General features: G+C 42.3%; 14 protein-coding genes and 1 pseudogene. 9 read left to right on the top strand and 6 right to left on the bottom strand.

The annotated features are described in order from the left end of the window. Positions 1–42 precede the first annotated feature (42 nt). Together rnjA and BN1067_RS15965 are read right to left on the bottom strand one after the other, a co-directional pair. Positions 43–1,710 carry a ribonuclease J1 gene (rnjA, locus tag BN1067_RS15970; protein WP_053219820.1) on the bottom strand — a complete coding sequence of 556 codons (1,668 nt, stop codon included), beginning with the start codon at positions 1,708–1,710 and terminating at the stop codon, positions 43–45. Positions 1,711–1,713: 3 nt separating this feature from the next. Continuing rightward, entirely contained in the window at positions 1,714–1,923 is a 210-nt protein-coding gene (locus tag BN1067_RS15965) for a DNA-dependent RNA polymerase subunit epsilon (protein ID WP_053219819.1), read from the bottom strand. A 513-nt stretch (positions 1,924–2,436) separates the two neighbouring features. On the opposite strand from BN1067_RS15965, the gene BN1067_RS15960 reads away from it, so the two are divergent. Continuing rightward, positions 2,437–3,210 (top strand): Cof-type HAD-IIB family hydrolase, encoded by a 774-nt coding sequence (locus BN1067_RS15960; RefSeq protein WP_053219818.1) that lies wholly within the window; start codon positions 2,437–2,439, stop codon positions 3,208–3,210. A gap of 165 nt (positions 3,211–3,375) precedes the next feature. Here the strand turns inward: BN1067_RS15960 and def are convergent, their stop codons facing one another. Next, positions 3,376–3,927: a peptide deformylase gene (def, locus tag BN1067_RS15955; protein ID WP_053219817.1), complete on the bottom strand. Its 552-nt coding sequence runs from the start codon at positions 3,925–3,927 to the stop codon at positions 3,376–3,378. Positions 3,928–4,165: 238 nt separating this feature from the next. Between def and BN1067_RS15950 the strand changes: the two genes are divergently transcribed. The 7 genes and pseudogenes from BN1067_RS15950 (at position 4,166) to BN1067_RS19920 (ending at position 12,051) form a co-directional block, all read left to right on the top strand. After that, a complete protein-coding gene (locus BN1067_RS15950) occupies positions 4,166–4,909 on the top strand; it encodes a YkyA family protein (protein ID WP_110943521.1) in 744 nt (247 codons plus the stop codon). A gap of 515 nt (positions 4,910–5,424) precedes the next feature. Further along, complete coding sequence (pdhA, locus tag BN1067_RS15945) at positions 5,425–6,507, top strand: pyruvate dehydrogenase (acetyl-transferring) E1 component subunit alpha (RefSeq protein ID WP_053219816.1); 1,083 nt, start codon at positions 5,425–5,427, stop codon at positions 6,505–6,507. Positions 6,508–6,510: 3 nt separating this feature from the next. Next, positions 6,511–7,488 carry an alpha-ketoacid dehydrogenase subunit beta gene (locus BN1067_RS15940; protein ID WP_053219815.1) on the top strand — a complete coding sequence of 326 codons (978 nt, stop codon included), beginning with the start codon at positions 6,511–6,513 and terminating at the stop codon, positions 7,486–7,488. A gap of 27 nt (positions 7,489–7,515) precedes the next feature. Then, a complete protein-coding gene (locus BN1067_RS15935; protein WP_053219814.1) occupies positions 7,516–8,799 on the top strand; it encodes a dihydrolipoamide acetyltransferase family protein in 1,284 nt (427 codons plus the stop codon). 3 nt (positions 8,800–8,802) lie between these two features. Further along, positions 8,803–10,212 carry a dihydrolipoyl dehydrogenase gene (lpdA, locus tag BN1067_RS15930; RefSeq protein WP_053219813.1) on the top strand — a complete coding sequence of 470 codons (1,410 nt, stop codon included), beginning with the start codon at positions 8,803–8,805 and terminating at the stop codon, positions 10,210–10,212. Between the two features lie 361 nt (positions 10,213–10,573). Beyond that, positions 10,574–11,560: pseudogene (locus tag BN1067_RS15925) on the top strand (dihydrolipoyl dehydrogenase); the annotation flags it as partial. Between the two features lie 335 nt (positions 11,561–11,895). Then, positions 11,896–12,051 carry a hypothetical protein gene (locus BN1067_RS19920; RefSeq protein WP_199868543.1) on the top strand — a complete coding sequence of 52 codons (156 nt, stop codon included), beginning with the start codon at positions 11,896–11,898 and terminating at the stop codon, positions 12,049–12,051. A gap of 455 nt (positions 12,052–12,506) precedes the next feature. Here BN1067_RS19920 and BN1067_RS15920 read toward each other — a convergent pair whose 3' ends face one another. Both BN1067_RS15920 and BN1067_RS15915 read right to left on the bottom strand, forming a co-directional pair. Beyond that, positions 12,507–12,887 carry a hypothetical protein gene (locus tag BN1067_RS15920; RefSeq protein ID WP_053219812.1) on the bottom strand — a complete coding sequence of 127 codons (381 nt, stop codon included), beginning with the start codon at positions 12,885–12,887 and terminating at the stop codon, positions 12,507–12,509. Between the two features lie 345 nt (positions 12,888–13,232). Next, positions 13,233–14,774, bottom strand: coding sequence for a glycine betaine uptake BCCT transporter (locus BN1067_RS15915; protein ID WP_053219811.1), 1,542 nt, complete (start codon positions 14,772–14,774; stop codon positions 13,233–13,235). A gap of 360 nt (positions 14,775–15,134) precedes the next feature. On the opposite strand from BN1067_RS15915, the gene BN1067_RS15910 reads away from it, so the two are divergent. After that, on the top strand, positions 15,135–16,016 hold the full coding sequence (locus tag BN1067_RS15910; protein WP_324777926.1) for a polysaccharide deacetylase family protein: 882 nt from the start codon (positions 15,135–15,137) through the stop codon (positions 16,014–16,016). Between the two features lie 61 nt (positions 16,017–16,077). On the opposite strand, the gene BN1067_RS15905 is transcribed toward BN1067_RS15910, so the two are convergent. Next, entirely contained in the window at positions 16,078–17,550 is a 1,473-nt protein-coding gene (locus BN1067_RS15905; protein WP_053219810.1) for an aminotransferase class I/II-fold pyridoxal phosphate-dependent enzyme, read from the bottom strand. Positions 17,551–17,628 lie beyond the last annotated feature (78 nt).

Here is a 17,628-nt window from a genome sequence, read left to right as displayed (position 1 = left end):
AAAAAGCTGGCCGCAAGTTTTGCGACCAGCTGGTTACTTTAATCAAACTTCCATAATGATAGGTAGGACCATAGGTTTACGCTTCGTTTTTTCGTATAGGAAAGGTGCAATCGTGTCGGTTATCTCATTCTTGATTTCCGACCATTGTGTCGTCCGCCGTTCCATCACTTTATTAAGGTGAGAGGAAACAAGCTTTTGGGCCTCTTTGATAAGGTCTTCTGACTCTCTCATGTAGACGAATCCTCGTGAGATAATGTCTGGACCAGATGCGATTTTGAATTCTTTCATATCAATGCTCACGACTACAATTACTAAACCTTCTTCCGAAAGAATACGGCGGTCACGAAGCACGATGTTTCCGATATCGCCGATACCGCTGCCGTCAACATAGACAGAACCGGACGGGATTTTGCCGGCTACGGCAGCATTATCCTTACCTAAAGCGAGGACATCTCCATTATCCATGACAAAACAATTGCCAGGATCAATATCACAAGCATTTGCAAGCTTGGTATGCTCTTTTAACATCCGGTATTCCCCGTGAATAGCCATGAAATACTTAGGCCTGATAAGGCGCAGCATCAGCATTTGTTCCTGCTGACTGCCGTGACCCGAGGTATGAATATCATTTAACGGTCCGTGTATAACTTCAGCACCGGCACGATATAGCATGTTGATGGTTCTGCTGACGCTTACGGTATTTCCAGGGATTGGAGAGGAAGAAAATACGACCGTATCGCCAGGTATAATCTGAATTTGCCGATGCGTTCCATTGGCAACTCGGGAAAGGGCAGCCATTGGTTCGCCTTGAGAGCCTGTACAAAGAATCGTCACTTCATTTGCCGGCAGTCTGTTAAGTTGCTGAGCGTCAATAAAGGTATCCTTTGGAGCTTTTATATAGCCAAGCTCGAGACCGATATTAATGGACGCCTCCATACTTCTGCCAAATACCGCCACTTTCCGGTTATGCCGAACGGCGGATTCCACTACTTGCTGCAAGCGGTGGATGTTGGATGCAAAGGTTGCGAATATCAATCTGCCACTTGTTCTGGCGAAGATATCATTGATACTGCTGCCAACAACACGTTCGGATTTGGTGAAACCGGGCACCTCGCTGTTTGTACTGTCTGATAATAAGCAGAGAACACCTTCTTTGCCGATTTCGGCCATTTTCGCCAGGTTTGCCGGTTCGCCTACCGGTGTGAAATCAAATTTGAAATCACCGGTGTGAACGATGTTTCCTGGTGGTGTTTTGATTACGATTCCATAGGAATCAGGAATGCTATGAGTGGTTCTGAAAAAGGTAACTGATGTTTTACGGAATTTAATGACGTCGTCTTCTTGGAATGTATTTAATTTAGCATTTCGCAAGAGGCCGTGCTCGTCCAATTTATTTCTGATTAATCCAATCGCAAGTTTTCCAGCATAGATCGGGACATTGATTTGTTTCAGCAGGTAAGGAATACCGCCGATATGATCCTCATGTCCGTGGGTGATGAATACCCCTTTAATTTTATCTTGGTTTTGCACAAGGTACGTGTAATCCGGGATGACATAATCGATACCGAGCAATTCATCTTCCGGGAATTTGATTCCAGAATCAACAATGATGATTTCATCCTGGAACTGAACCCCGTACATGTTTTTGCCGATTTCTCCCAAACCGCCTAGTGCAAAAACCGCTGTCTGATCATTTTTCACAAATTTCATTTATCAGACAGACTCCACTTTAAAATCGGGTGATTGTTTTTCATATTCAAGGTGTGTTTCATCAAGCTGCTGGATAAACTCGATATTAATTTTGCGATTGGCTAGTTCTTTTCTTACTTGACGTTCTGATTCAGCTTCGAAATATAAGCTTTTTGTGCGCTCACGCACTGGAATTTCTTCCGGTAACTCCTGGTAAAGTATTTTATATACCATAATTATTATCTCTCCTTAATAGCTTGTATTACCAGTTTTATCCTTTTTCATAGCGTATGATTATCAGTAAAAATACAGTAACAAAAACGCAGCGGGGGGTATTCAGTGGCAGTCATTTTCAAAAGTACTAGGTACGCCTTTGCGACCGCGACCTAACAGACCTTTCCATTGTTTTTTCAATTTTTCCCTCAAACGTTTTAACATGATTACGTACAGCTCCTTTCCTTATACACAAAGAAAAGCAACAGAAAAACGTTTACCGATCCAATCCCTATTGTTTATAGTATAGTATGAAATGGCAAATATTGAAATAGAAACGCGCTTCTAATTTTAATTTTTTCTGTTTCAGCCGTATTTTTCTTGAGTTTTTTGCTGCCTCGTGTGATGATATTTTTTACTGAACCAGCCAACTTATACTAGCTGGATGCAGAATTTCGCATTTTGCCAGCTTTAATGGAAACAAGGGCTGCAGATGGAATAAATGACTGAAAAGATGATATTGGGGGAATGAATATGGCGGATAAGATTGTATTTTTGGATATAGATGGCACCATCGTCGATCACGAAAAGAAAATCCCGTTGGAAACGAAACTAGCGGTTAAAAAACTGAAAGCGAAAGGAATCCACGTGGCAATCGCGACAGGAAGGGCACCCTTCATGATTGAAGGGATCCGTAGAGATTTGGATATCGATTCTTATGTTTGTTTCAATGGACAATATGTGGTCTTAGATGGGAAAACAGTATATGAGAATCCATTGACTATGGAGCAGCTGACCGCGCTCACTAAAAAAGCAAAGCAATCCGGACATGCCATGGTGTACTTGAACCACGAAGGGATGCGTGCTTCAGTAAAGGAAGACCCGTTTATTGCTGATAGCCTGTCCACTTTGAAGTTTGCGTATCCGGAAGTGGATCCTGAATATTTTTACAAAAAGGAAATTTACCAGGCGTTGTTATTTTGTGAGAATAATGAAGAGACGGCATACGACACCGACGATGATTCCTTCACTTTGATCAGGTGGCATGAATATTCATGCGATGTGCTTCCAGGCGGTGGATCGAAAGCTGTAGGGGTGAACAAACTGATTGAGGCAAGCGGGTTAAACATAGAAGATGCTTATGCGTTTGGAGATGGGCTTAATGATATCGAAATGATTAAGCATGTAGGTACCGGAGTGGCAATGGGGAATGCTGTACCTGAATTGAAAGCAGTGGCCGACCATGTCATCGGAGAAGTAGACGATGCGGGCTTGGCTAAGGGTATGGCGCAACTCGGTTTGTTGTAGGGGACGAGAATAAAAACAGGTTTCTTTTAACTTGATTCAAACAGACTGAGGGGACAGACATATCGGTAGCTGGTCTTGATACCTGTTTTATACCTTTGTTAGACAAAAGGGGCTGCCGGCATAACTTTTACAGCTTATGCCGGCAGCCCCCTTTACGTGCTGAAATTACTCGATTGGCCTGGAGTTTTCCGGCGCTTCAAATGGGTTGGCTGGATTGATGTAGTCGTAAAACATGATACCATTCAGATGGTCGATTTCGTGTTGAAATACAATGGCAGCATATCCTCTTAAACGGAGTTTTACCGGATTTCCTTCCAAATCAGTTGCTTTCACGGTAATTCTCGCATAGCGAGGAACGTAACCAGGCACTTCACGGTCTACGGATAAACAGCCCTCGCCAGTTGAAAGATAAGCTTTCTCCACAGAATGGCTGACAATCCGGGGATTGAAAAGGCCGTAGCTGTATTGTTTGCCATCAAAGTCCTCAAAATGGACTGCAACCATACGTTTTGATATACCTATTTGCGGTGCCGCAAGTCCGACACCTGCTCGTAATTTATATTGTTCAGCAATTTTTTCATCCTGGCTGTTTTTTAAAAATTGCAGCATTTCTTTCAGTGTCTCTGTTTCTTCCTCTGTCGGCGGCAGAGAAACTTCTTCAGCCGTTTTAGTCAGTATCGGGTTGCCCTCCCGGACAATATCATCCATCGTTATCATAACTTTCACTCCTAAGCTGCATACTTTGGTGATTTTTAGTTTAACACACAACTGCAAACGGCGGAAAAGGAAATACTTCACCCGTAGCAAGAATGTTTGAAGTTCTTCCTCATAAACTAGAATATCCACCGTTTTAGGATGGAAAACCGCTTTATAATCTGTTTGAATTATTATATGATTGAAAAAGTAATCGAAACTACATAAAAGATCATTCAGCCGGAAGATAGGAGGAGAATCATTGCCGCGGAAGAGTATTTTAATCCTTTCAGGGATACTGGTGTTCGTGTTGGCGGCCTGTAGCGGGCAGTCTCCAGCAGAAAAAATGTACGACCATTTAGAGGAGGCTGTTACACAGGAAAAGGGTTTTGCAGAACAGCAACAGCCGCTGGTGGAACTCGAGAAGAAGGAAAAAGACCTATATAATGAAATCATTACACTGGGAATGGAAGAGTTTGACCAGGTTAAAACATTATCAGAGGAAGCTTTAGGATTAATTGACCAGAGGGAAGAACTATTGGCCTCTGAAAAAGAAAGCATCGAATCGGCGAAGTCGGAATTCGATAAAGTTGAATCTCTGGTCGAAGAATTGGAAGACGATAAGGTACAGACCACTGCCACTGAGATGATGGGTGTCATGGATGAAAGGTATCAGGCTTATCAGGAACTGAATGAATCTTACCAATCAGCCTTGGAGCAGGACCGGAAGTTGTACGAGATGCTTCAAGATGAGAGTCTCCAGGAAGAAGAGTTGAAGGAGCAAATTGATGTAATCAATGCAAACTACGATAAAGTGATTTCTGCCAATGAATCGTTCAACCAAAAAACGGAAGATTATAATCAATTGAAGCAAGATTTCTATAACCAGGCTGATTTGAATGTTGAATATGAAAGACAAGTGGAAAATGAGTCAGACAATCAAGGCGACGCAGATAGCGATAGTAAAGAAGACGACCATGAGCAGGATAGTAAAAAAGCTGAATAGAGTAACGTCCTCCACAATGGATGTGTGGAGGTTTTTTTGTGCAGAAAGAATGGAAGCCTATTAAAATTTGTCTACTAGTAATACAGTAAGGTGAAAATGCTGAAACAGCTATTTGATAGAAAGGACGGCAACTTGGCGGGGAGGACCTGTAGTCCGCCCGTTTATCTTAGAAAAAAATACAAACCGCAAAGGTAAAGTGTTTGACCATCCAATTTTAATGAGCTAAAATTAAACCAGAGTGAGAATTGTACCAGTCATTTTCTAGAAAAACTATGTAACAGTTTGTTGGTTGCTTTATCAAACGATTAAGTAGATAACATATAGGGTATTGTTTTTTATCAAAATTGGTACAGATTTTTTCAACTTTAGGGAAAGCTAGAAGCATAAAGGAGTTATGCCTTCGTGCGTGCTTTCTTAAAAAGTTGCCGGAAAGGTCTTTCCGCCCACTCAGTATTACTTACCCGTTATTTGCGGGACAAATCTAAAGGATAAGAGAAAGGAAGAGGTGAGTCAATTTGAAACGTACACTTGAAAACATTGAAAACCAATTTGAAACGTTTCGAATTCTGAACGAAGACGGCGAGATTATCAATGAAGATGCCATGCCTGATCTTTCGGATGATGAATTAAAAGAACTTATGCACAGAATGGTGTATACACGTATCCTTGATCAACGCTCTATTGCGCTGAACAGACAAGGACGTCTAGGATTTTATGCACCAACTGCCGGGCAGGAAGCTTCACAGCTGGGTACACATTATGCATTGGAGAAAGAAGACTTTATTCTTCCTGCATACCGTGATGTACCTCAATTGATCTGGCACGGTCTGCCATTGTATCAAGCATTTTTGTTCTCACGTGGACATTACCATGGAAACCAAATGCCAGAAGGCGTAAATGCGCTTAGCCCGCAAATCATCATTGGTGCTCAATATACGCAAGCTGCTGGTGTAGCTTTGGGTATGAAACGCCGTGGCAAGAAATCTGTTGCGATTACTTATACTGGTGATGGTGGTACGTCCCAGGGTGATTTCTATGAAGGAATCAATTTCGCAGGTGCTTATCAAGCTCCGGCTATTTTTGTGGTGCAAAACAACCAATTTGCAATTTCGGTGCCTGTAGAAAAGCAAACAGCTGCGACTACGCTGGCTCAAAAAGCAGTGGCCGCTGGTATCGAAGGTATCCAAGTAGACGGTATGGATGTGTTGGCTGTTTATGCAGCGACAAAAGAAGCGCGTGAGCGTGCGATCAATGGAGAAGGTCCTACTTTGATTGAAACACTGACTTATCGCTACGGTCCTCATACAATGGCTGGAGACGATCCTACTCGTTACCGTACGGAAAACATGGATAGTGAATGGGAGAAACGCGACCCGCTAGTTCGTTTCCGAAGCTTCCTGGAAAAGAAAGGCCTATGGTCTGAAGAGGAAGAAAATAAAGTAATCGAACAAGCCAAAGAAGAAATCAAAGCAGCAGTCAAAAAAGCTGACGAACAGCCAAAACAAAAGGTAACAGACCTTATCAAGAATATGTACGAAGAACTTCCTTCTCATTTGCAAGAACAGTTGGAAGAATACACAGAAAAGGAGTCGAAGTAAATCATGGCTCAAATGACAATGATCCAAGCAATTACAGATGCCTTGCGCACTGAATTGAAAAATGACGAAAATGTGCTGGTTTACGGGGAAGACGTCGGTAAAAACGGCGGTGTTTTCCGTGCCACTGAAGGACTTCAAGATGAGTTCGGGGAAGATCGCGTGTTTGACACCCCGCTTGCTGAATCTGGTATCGGCGGCATCTCCATTGGACTTGCATTGCAAGGATTCCGCCCAGTACCTGAAATTCAATTCTTCGGCTTCGTATATGAAGCGATGGACGCAATCAACGGCCAAATGGCTCGTATGCGTTACCGTTCTGGCGGTACACAGGCACAGCCGGTCACAATCCGTTCTCCGTTCGGCGGTGGTGTTCATACTCCAGAATTACACGCTGACTCATTGGAAGGACTTATCGCACAGCAGCCTGGTATGAAAGTTGTCATTCCTTCTTCTCCTTACGATGCAAAGGGATTATTGATTTCATCCATTCGTGATAATGATCCTGTTGTATTTCTTGAGCACATGAAGCTGTACCGTTCTTTCCGTGAAGAAGTTCCGGAAGAGGAATACACGATCGAACTTGGCAAAGCAGAAGTGAAACGTGAAGGTACAGATGTAACGCTTGTAGCCTACGGGGCAATGGTTCACTCCTCTTTGAAAGCTGCAGAAGAGCTTGAAAAGAATGGCATCAGCGCGGAAGTAATCGACCTTAGAACCGTTATGCCGATCGACATGGAGACAATCTTGGAATCTGTGAAGAAAACAAACCGTGTAGTAGTAGTTCAAGAAGCACAACGCCAAGCTGGTGTTGCTGCTCATATCATTGCTGAAATTCAAGAACGCGCTATTCTTCATTTGGAAGCACCTGTATTGCGGGTTACTGCTCCTGATACGGTCTATGCGTTCTCTCAAGCAGAAGAAGTTTGGCTTCCAAACTATAACGACATTATTGAAAGAGTCAACCAAGTAGTTAATTTCTAAAGAGAACCTGAATAGGAGGCAATATAAATGGCTTTTGAATTCAAGCTTCCGGATATCGGTGAAGGTATCCATGAAGGTGAAATAGTAAAATGGTTTGTCAAAGAAGGCGACCAAGTCAATGAGGATGACGTGCTTTGTGAAGTGCAAAACGACAAAGCAGTTGTAGAAATTCCATCTCCAGTAGAGGGTACTGTCAAAGATGTGAAAGTGGAAGAAGGTACGGTTGCCGTAGTAGGTGACGTCATTATCACGCTTGACGCAGAAGGTTATGAAGATAGTGGGGAAGAAGAAGCACCTGCAAAAGAAGAACAAGCTTCTGAATCAGAAGAAAAACCAGCTGCAGACGAACAGCCTGCTGCAAGTGCAGATGAGAGCGATGAAGATTCTGACAAACGTGTCATCGCCATGCCTTCTGTACGTAAATATGCCCGCGATAACAACGTGAAAATTTCGAAGGTACAGGGCTCAGGTAAAAATGGCCGAGTTACAAAAGAAGATGTGGACAGCTACTTGAACGGAGGCCAGCCTGCTGCTGAACAAACAGAGCAACAGCCTGCCGAGGACAAAACTGCTGCTCCAGCAGCTGCTCAGACGGTTCCAGAAGGAGAGTTCCCTGAAACTCGTGAGAAAATGAGCGGTATCCGTAAGTCGATTGCTAAAGCGATGGTTAATTCGAAAACAAAAGCTCCACACGTAACGCTTCACGATGAAGTGGATGTAACCGAGCTAGTAGCACACAGAAAGAAATTCAAACAAGTTGCTGCAGAACAGGAAATCAAGTTAACTTATCTTCCGTATGTAGTAAAAGCTTTGGTTTCTGCATTGAGAAAATATCCGATTTTAAATGCATCGATTGATGAAAATGCGGATGAAATCGTTCAGAAGCATTATTACAATATCGGTATAGCTGCTGATACTGATAAAGGCTTGCTAGTTCCGGTTGTAAAAAATGCCGATGCAAAATCCATTTTTGCTATTTCTCAAGAAATCAATGAATTGGCAGTTAAAGCCAGAGATGGTAAACTAAGTCCGAACGAAATGAAAGGTGCATCAAGCACTATTTCCAATATTGGTTCTGCAGGCGGACAGTGGTTCACACCTGTGCTTAACTACCCAGAAGCGGCCATCTTAGGAATTGGACGTATCGCTGAAAAACCTATCGTACGTGACGGTGAAATTGTGGTAGCTCCTGTATTGGCTCTATCCTTAAGCTTTGACCACCGTATCGTAGACGGCGCTACTGCCCAAATGGCACTAAACCAAATCAAGCGTCTGTTGAACGATCCACAATTAATTATGATGGAGGCGTAAATTATGGTAGTAGGAGATTTCCCAATCGAATTAGATACACTGGTAGTCGGCGCTGGACCTGGCGGCTATGTAGCCGCCATCCGGGCTGCACAAACCGGCCAAAAGGTTACAATTGTCGATAAAGGCAATTTGGGAGGCGTATGCTTAAACGTCGGATGTATTCCTTCCAAGGCTTTAATTCAAGCGGGCCACCGTGTAGAACAAGCGCATGGCGACGAAGAGCTTGGCATTAAAACGGAGAACGTAAGCGTTGATTTCTCCAAAGTCCAAGAATGGAAAGGTTCTGTTGTCAATAAATTGACAAGCGGTGTAGAAGGACTCTTGAAGGCGAACAAAGTGGACATCGTAAAAGGAGAAGTGTACTTTGTAGACAAAAATACGGTAAGAGTGATGGATGAGAAAAACTCTCAAACATACACTTTTAACAACTGTATTATCGCAACAGGTTCTAGCCCGATAGAACTTCCAACTTTCAAATTCTCCAATCGTGTTCTTGACTCTACCGGGGCACTTAACTTGGATGAAATTCCTGAGAAATTGATTGTAATCGGCGGAGGCTATGTCGGTACTGAGCTTGGTACAGCATATGCTAACTTTGGTACAAAAGTAACCATTTTGGAAGGTACGAATGATATTCTCGGCGGATTTGAAAAGCAGATGACTTCCATCGTCAAACGCCGTCTGAAGTCTAAAGGTGTGGAGATTGTCACCAATGCTATGGCTAAAGGCGTAGAAGAAACAGACAATGGGGTAAAAGTGACCTATGAAGCAAAAGATAAAGAAGAGGTTATCGAAGCTGATTACGTACTAGTCACTGTTGGTCGTCGTCCAAATACTGCTGAAATCGGTCTTGAGCAGGTAGGCATTGAAATGGATGATAGAGGCTTGATCAAAATTGACAAGCAGTGCCGGACAAACGTAGATAATATCTTCGCTATTGGTGATATTGTAGCCGGACCTCCGCTTGCTCATAAAGCTTCCTATGAAGGAAAAATAGCTGCTGAAGTTATCGGCGGTGAAAAATCTGAAATAGATTACAATGGAATTCCTGCTGTTGTATTCTCCGAGCCAGAATTGGCTACAGTTGGATATGACGAGCAAAGCGCCAAGGATGACGGATATGATGTAAAAGCATCTAAATTCCCATTCGCTGCTAATGGGCGTGCATTGTCACTAAATGAAAGTGATGGTTTCTTAAAACTTATTACTAGAAAAGATGATGGCTTGGTTATCGGAGCTCAAATCGCCGGACCGAATGCCAGCGACATGATCGCTGAATTAGGCTTGGCTATTGAAGCAGGCATGACTGCTGAAGATTTAGCTCTTACAATCCATGCACATCCAACGCTTGGTGAAATTACCATGGAAGCTGCAGAAGTAGCTATTGGTAGCCCAATTCATATTACAAAGTAATATAGACTTGTGATTTCAAAACAAAACCCCAGAAGTTTTCTGAGGCACTGAAAAAATGAAGGTCTTTGAAAAGTAGAATTTTAAAAAAGCGGTCTGTATGGAATTTGATTTCCATACAGACCGCTTTTTATCTAATTTCAAGTGATTTGTGCCCTTTATTCCTTCATTAGTTTAACGATTCGTTTCACATTAGCTGTGAAAATCGGGCTCTATACTGAATGTGGTGGTGTCCCCTGTTGTGATGGGTGTTCCTGTAGTGTGCAAAAAAATACACTCATTCCCTCTCTCTGTTACCCTAAAGTTGCTGACACCAAAGGAAAAAGAGAGGGATATGAGTGCAACGTCATTTTGTCATANTAACAACTGTATTATCGCAACAGGTTCTAGCCCGATAGAACTTCCAACTTTCAAATTCTCCAATCGTGTTCTTGACTCTACCGGGGCACTTAACTTGGATGAAATTCCTGAGAAATTGATTGTAATCGGCGGAGGCTATGTCGGTACTGAGCTTGGTACAGCATATGCTAACTTTGGTACAAAAGTAACCATTTTGGAAGGTACGAATGATATTCTCGGCGGATTTGAAAAGCAGATGACTTCCATCGTCAAACGCCGTCTGAAGTCTAAAGGTGTGGAGATTGTCACCAATGCTATGGCTAAAGGCGTAGAAGAAACAGACAATGGGGTAAAAGTGACCTATGAAGCAAAAGATAAAGAAGAGGTTATCGAAGCTGATTACGTACTAGTCACTGTTGGTCGTCGTCCAAATACTGCTGAAATCGGTCTTGAGCAGGTAGGCATTGAAATGGATGATAGAGGCTTGATCAAAATTGACAAGCAGTGCCGGACAAACGTAGATAATATCTTCGCTATTGGTGATATTGTAGCCGGACCTCCGCTTGCTCATAAAGCTTCCTATGAAGGAAAAATAGCTGCTGAAGTTATCGGCGGTGAAAAATCTGAAATAGATTACAATGGAATTCCTGCTGTTGTATTCTCCGAGCCAGAATTGGCTACAGTTGGATATGACGAGCAAAGCGCCAAGGATGACGGATATGATGTAAAAGCATCTAAATTCCCATTCGCTGCTAATGGGCGTGCATTGTCACTAAATGAAAGTGATGGTTTCTTAAAACTTATTACTAGAAAAGATGATGGCTTGGTTATCGGAGCTCAAATCGCCGGACCGAATGCCAGCGACATGATCGCTGAATTAGGCTTGGCTATTGAAGCAGGCATGACTGCTGAAGATTTAGCTCTTACAATCCATGCACATCCAACGCTTGGTGAAATTACCATGGAAGCTGCAGAAGTAGCTATTGGTAGCCCAATTCATATTACAAAGTAATATAGACTTGTGATTTCAAAACAAAACCCCAGAAGTTTTCTGAGGCACTGAAAAAATGAAGGTCTTTGAAAAGTAGAATTTTAAAAAAGCGGTCTGTATGGAATTTGATTTCCATACAGACCGCTTTTTATCTAATTTCAAGTGATTTGTGCCCTTTATTCCTTCATTAGTTTAACGATTCGTTTCACATTAGCTGTGAAAATCGGGCTCTATACTGAATGTGGTGGTGTCCCCTGTTGTGATGGGTGTTCCTGTAGTGTGCAAAAAAATACACTCATTCCCTCTCTCTGTTACCCTAAAGTTGCTGACACCAAAGGAAAAAGAGAGGGATATGAGTGCAACGTCATTTTGTCATAGAATTACTGGGGATTAAAGATAAACAAGTAGATGTATGGAATATAGAGGAAGAAGGAAGCGCCTTAAGAGTAGAGCTTTACACAAGACAAAGGCAACAAAAGTGCCCGTTCTGTAAAGAGAAAACAATGGTTTAAGACAAGTGATGCGAAGACAGCCGGAAAAGGGCTGGAAGAATGTTTGGAAAAGGGCTCTATAGAGCGAAATAGCGTAGCAGAGGAAATAAGCGAGACTCCTGCGGAAAAACGGGCGTCCGCGGAAAGCGAGTTTATTTCTTCTATGGCCTGAGGAAAATAGCTATTTTTTTGGAGGAGCCTTTCAGATTAAGAGGAGGGTGGATGAAAAACCACACCACCACATTTGACAGAGAACCATATCAAACGTTGTACTCTAAGCAGCGAACCCTATGGTCATTAATAAGCATAAAAAGGATTCGTTTCTACAATGGAAACGAATCCTTTTCTAAAATCAGCTATTATTTTGGTTGAGGATTAACATAGGATAGGGTGTATCATTTCAGGTGAATAGCAACTCTGTGAAGCAGTTTGACCCTGTCGGATTTGCCGTAAAGTTCAACATATTAGTTTATTTGCTAATTGACGGTTTGTTTCAGATGCTGCAATACCTTTGATTTATCTGTATCACCGCTGATACTCGAAACGGTTTTTCCATCCTTTATAATCACGAGTGCAGGGTATTCGCCAATTTTCTTTCTTTCAGCAGCTTCTTTGGTTGTTTCTTTTAGCTGTATATTATCCATTTGCTCGGGATAATCCTTCTTTAAATCCCAAATAGCAGTTAAGTACTCATTTTCTATTTTTGGATTGGAATTGGTTGTATAAAAAAAGACTTGAAAATCACTCGGTGTGAAGCTTACTTCTTCTATTGGATGCTTTGCATTACAACTCGTGGAGAATAGAACCATTGCCGCAAAAATAAAGGTAAGCCATCTTTTCTTGTTGATACGCCGCACCTTCCTCTTGTTTGTTGTGGTGATTTCATCATAACAAAAAAATCGGCAAAATTAGCGTCTATTACTCAATTGTTAACAAAATGAAACAGGAGCGAGAATTGTGTAACAATGTGAAAAAATCTATCCTAAACAAGAAAAAAGGAGATCAATTTGATACTGGTTAACAGCTAAAGTTGCTGTGATAGAAGGAAACAGCAGAATAAGACCCTGGAGGAATCAATTGAAGTATGTTTATTATTACCACCTTGTACGACTATTTACAAAATAAAACTGCCTTCCCTGGACTATTCAGGGAAAGGCAGCATAGGTGCTTTTGCTCAATTCGGAAGGTCAACTTTTTTATTTTTATCTATTCTCTCTTTTAGGTCGACGTAAATCAACAGATTTGGCTTCCTCACGGAAGGATTTGATCAAGGAGAACACAATCAGTATCATGATGATGGCAAACGGGAAAGCGGCAATGATAGAAGCTGTTTGGAGAGTTTCCAACCCACCTTGCCATAACAGGATCGCCGCTGCTGCAGACTGGATGATACCCCAAATGAATTTTACTTTGTTTGGCGGATTCAAGCCACCTCCAGTAGTCTGCATGCCAAGGACGAAAGTGGCAGAGTCGGCTGATGTAATAAAGAATGTACTAATCAGCAATACAGCCACAATCGACATGATCAATCCTAGTGGGTAAGATTCCAGCACTGCGAACAATGCTATTTCTGTTCCCATATCATCGACATATTGAATGATGTTTTCGCCTCCATAAAACTCAAGGTTGATTGCAGATCCACCAAAGACAGAGAACCAAAGCGCGCCGAAAACTGTCGGTACGAGAAGGACACCAAGGACAAATTCTCTGATCGTTCTTCCTTTTGATACCCTCGCTATGAAAGTACCGACAAATGGAGCCCATGCGATCCACCATGCCCAATAGAAAATCGTCCAGCCTTGAATCCAAGTATTGTCCTGATCAAAAGGAGTGAGACGGAAGCTCATACTGACAATATTGGAAGCATAGTTTCCCAGAGAAGTCGTAAATAAATCCATGATGAAATTGGTCGGACCTGCAAAAAGTAAAAACAACATCAGCAGAACAGCCAACACAAGATTTGTATTACTTAAATATTTTATTCCTTTGTTCAGCCCGGTCATCGCCGATAGTAAGAAAAGAATGGTCACAATAGCGATGATGATTAATTGAACGGACAATGTCCGGTCTATCCCCGGAAAGATGTAAGCAAGACCGCCACTAATTTGTATAGCACCGAGGCCAAGTGATGTAGCGACACCGAAAATGGTGGCAAACACAACGACAAAATCGACAACCGTACCCCATCCGCCTTTTATCTTTTCACCAAACAGCGGCTCAAGGATGCTACTTACAAGTCCCGGAGCTCCTTTCCGGAATTTGAAATAAGCAAGTGCCAGCGCAATGACAGCATATATCCCCCATGGATGTAAGCCCCAGTGGAAGAAACTATATCGCATTGCTGTCCGAGCAGCTTCAGCCGATCCTTCGGTAATCCTTCCATCTGGTGGAGTATGAAAATGGGACAATGGTTCTGCTGCTCCCCAGAATACTAAACCAATCCCCATTCCCGCGCTGAAAAGCATAGCGAACCAGGTCAAGTAGTTATATTCTGGCCGATCTTCTGGTTTTCCAAGCCTTATATTTCCATATTTAGAAAAAATCAAGAATAAAGCAAAGACCAGAAACCCTGTCGCTGAGAGTAAGTAAAACCAACCGAACTTTTCAACTATAAATCCCTGTATAGTGCCGGTGACATTATCCAGGTTGCCGGCAGGCAGGACATCTTCCGGGATCAAACCCCACAAGATAAAAATGATAGCTACAGATAGAGAAATATAAAAAACTCGTGTAATTTTATTCATTTTCCCTCGTTCCTTTCTCTATTATTTTTCATCGTACATATTTGCTATTTTTAAGCCACAATTATTTATTAAAACATAAATCGTCCAGATTTTAAAATGGTTTGCAGTGTACGGTGACGGAATTTGTCTTAATATGTCCATCTTTTTGTAGGTGATTCTGTTGGTGGAAAAGGGGGATGAGTATTGTAAAAACTCGACAAAATACAACAATATTTTATGTTACCCCTATCTTACAATAGCCGAAACACCGTAAAAATTCCATCTTTTTGACTAGAAAATAAATGCATTTACTGGTTTCATACAACCGGCAGAATTATTATAATAAAAAGACAGGAAACGACAAACGCAGGGGGTATTTTTTTGAGGAAGTATATCGCTATATCGATGGGGATAGCGGGCATGCTCATTTTTCTTTCCAGCTGCAGTCAGTTGTCTACTTCATCAAACCTGGACGCTAACCGACAGCAGGAAGAAACACAGGAAAAGGCCGAAGGATCAAATGCAGCCGAGATAAAAGAAAAAGTTCAAGACTCAGGTAAAAGCGAAGAGGGAATGGACGAAACAGCAGTATCTGACGCCTCACAGAAAGATGGGATTTCCGAACCGCTATACGAACTGACAGAAAAAAATTGGTCGATTCAACCCATTGTAGATCAAGCGGAAGAAAAAGTGGTGCTATTGACCATTGATGATGCACCGGACAAGCATGCACTTGAGATGGCTAAGACATTGAAAAGCCTGGATGCCAAAGCGATATTCTTCGTTAATGGACACTTTCTGGAAAGTGATGAACAGAAACAAGTTCTAAAGAAAATCCACGATATGGGTTTTGTAATCGGAAACCATACATACCATCATCAGTCTTTGAGCGATATAACGAAAGAAGAACAGAAGCAGGAGATTGTCAGCCTGAATGATTTGATAGAGGAGATCGTTGGAGAAAGGCCACAATTTTTCCGGGCTCCCAACGGTCAAAACACAGACTATTCTAAACAGGTTGCAGAAGAAGAAAGCATGCTTCTAATGAATTGGTCGTATGGCTATGATTGGAATCAAGAGTATATGAATGAAGAGGCACTTTCTGATATTATGGTTAATACGGAATTGTTAGGAAATGGAGCAAATCTGCTGATGCATGATCGGGAGTGGACGGCAAAGGCACTTTCTGATATTGTGGCAGGTTTACGAGATAAAGGCTACGAAATCGTCGACCCCGCTTTAATTAAAACCGCAAAAGAATGAACAAAAAAAACCTCACGGGTTCTGACGACCCTGTGAGGTTTTTCCTTATATTTTGACTGTTTCACCTGAATGCCTTATGCTCCTTTATTACACGAATGGAATGTAGCGTTTCGTCTTCTAGTCCCTGAACAGGTAATCCGGTTTTTAAATTTTCCTGGATATATTGAATGTTTTCCGTAGTGATGATTTCACCCGGGATAAAAATCGGAATACCTGGCGGATACACCATAATCGATTCGGCGCTAATGCGGCCAGACGCTTCCTGGAAAGGTATGACTTCCGTATCTGCGTAAAAGGCATCTCTCGGAGACATGGACAGCAACGGGATTTCAGGAATTTTGACTGGCACACTTTTCTGTATCGCATAGCTGCTGCGTTCCCATGCAAGCTTGTCCAGAGCTTCGACGAGTAAATTCGTTTCTTTTTCCGTGTCTCCGGGCGTGATAATGCAGAGGATATTGTACATATCCGATAATTCCACTTCGATGCGGTATTGTTGTCTGAGCCAAACTTCTACATCATAGCCAGTTAAGCCGAGATTTTTAACGGATATGATCAATTTGGTCGGATCGAAGTCGAATGTAGCTTCACTGCCAAGTATTTCGCTTCCCACACAGTAAAGATTCGGGATTCGGTTGATAGCGGTTCTTGTCTTATTTGCCAGTACAATCGTTTCTTCAATGAATACTTGTCCGTTCACTGCCAGATGCTTGCGGGCAGCGTCGATGGAAGCAAGCAACAGATAGGAAGTGGAGGTGGTAGTCAGCATGGAAAGGACACTTTGTACCCTTTCATGGTTGACCAGTCCTTCTCTCAAGTTGAGTACCGAGCTCTGTGTTAAAGATCCTCCTAGCTTGTGGACACTGGTGGCAGCCAAGTCTGCACCTGCTTCCATCGCAGATACGGGAAGCTCTTCATGGAAATGAATGTGAACGCCATGAGCTTCATCAACCAAAACAGGTACTTCAAAGGAATGGGCAATTTCGACAATCCTTTTTAAGTCTGCTGCAATCCCGAAATAAGTTGGATTGATGACCAACACACCTTTAGCGTCCGGATTAGCATTCAATGCTTTCTTGACTGCTTCCGGTGTAATACCATGGGATATCCCCAGTTCTTTATCCACTTCTGGATGGATGAAAACAGGTGTGGCACCGGAAAAAATGATTGCAGTGGTCACCGATTTATGAATATTGCGCGGGACGATAATTTTGTCTCCAGGCCCGCAAACACTTAACACCATCGTCATAATGGCCCCGCTGGTTCCTTGGACTGAGAAAAAAGTATAGTCTGCCGAAAAAGCTTTGGCCGCAAGATCCTGAGCTTGTTTGATCATTCCTTGAGGATGATGGAGATCGTCAAGCGGTTCTATGTTGATTAAATCGATTCCAAGCGCATTATCTCCTATGAAATCCCGGAAATCCGGGTTCATTCCTACACCTTTTTTATGCCCGGGGATGTGGAATTGAATTGGTTTCTGTTTCATATGATTGACCAATCCAGTAAATAAGGGCGTGTTTTCCTGTGATGTCATTGTTCAAAATACACCTCTTTAGAACGCTTCGAAAAGCGGATGAATTCAATTAATAGCTCTTATTTGCCGCTCACTCTT

Origin of the sequence: Virgibacillus senegalensis (assembly GCF_000821245.2) — a bacterium.
In the GTDB taxonomy this organism is placed as follows: Bacteria; Bacillota; Bacilli; order Bacillales; family Amphibacillaceae; genus Sediminibacillus; species Sediminibacillus senegalensis.
Note: the sequence above shows the minus strand (reverse complement) of the source record. Positions and strands in the feature narration are given on the sequence as shown.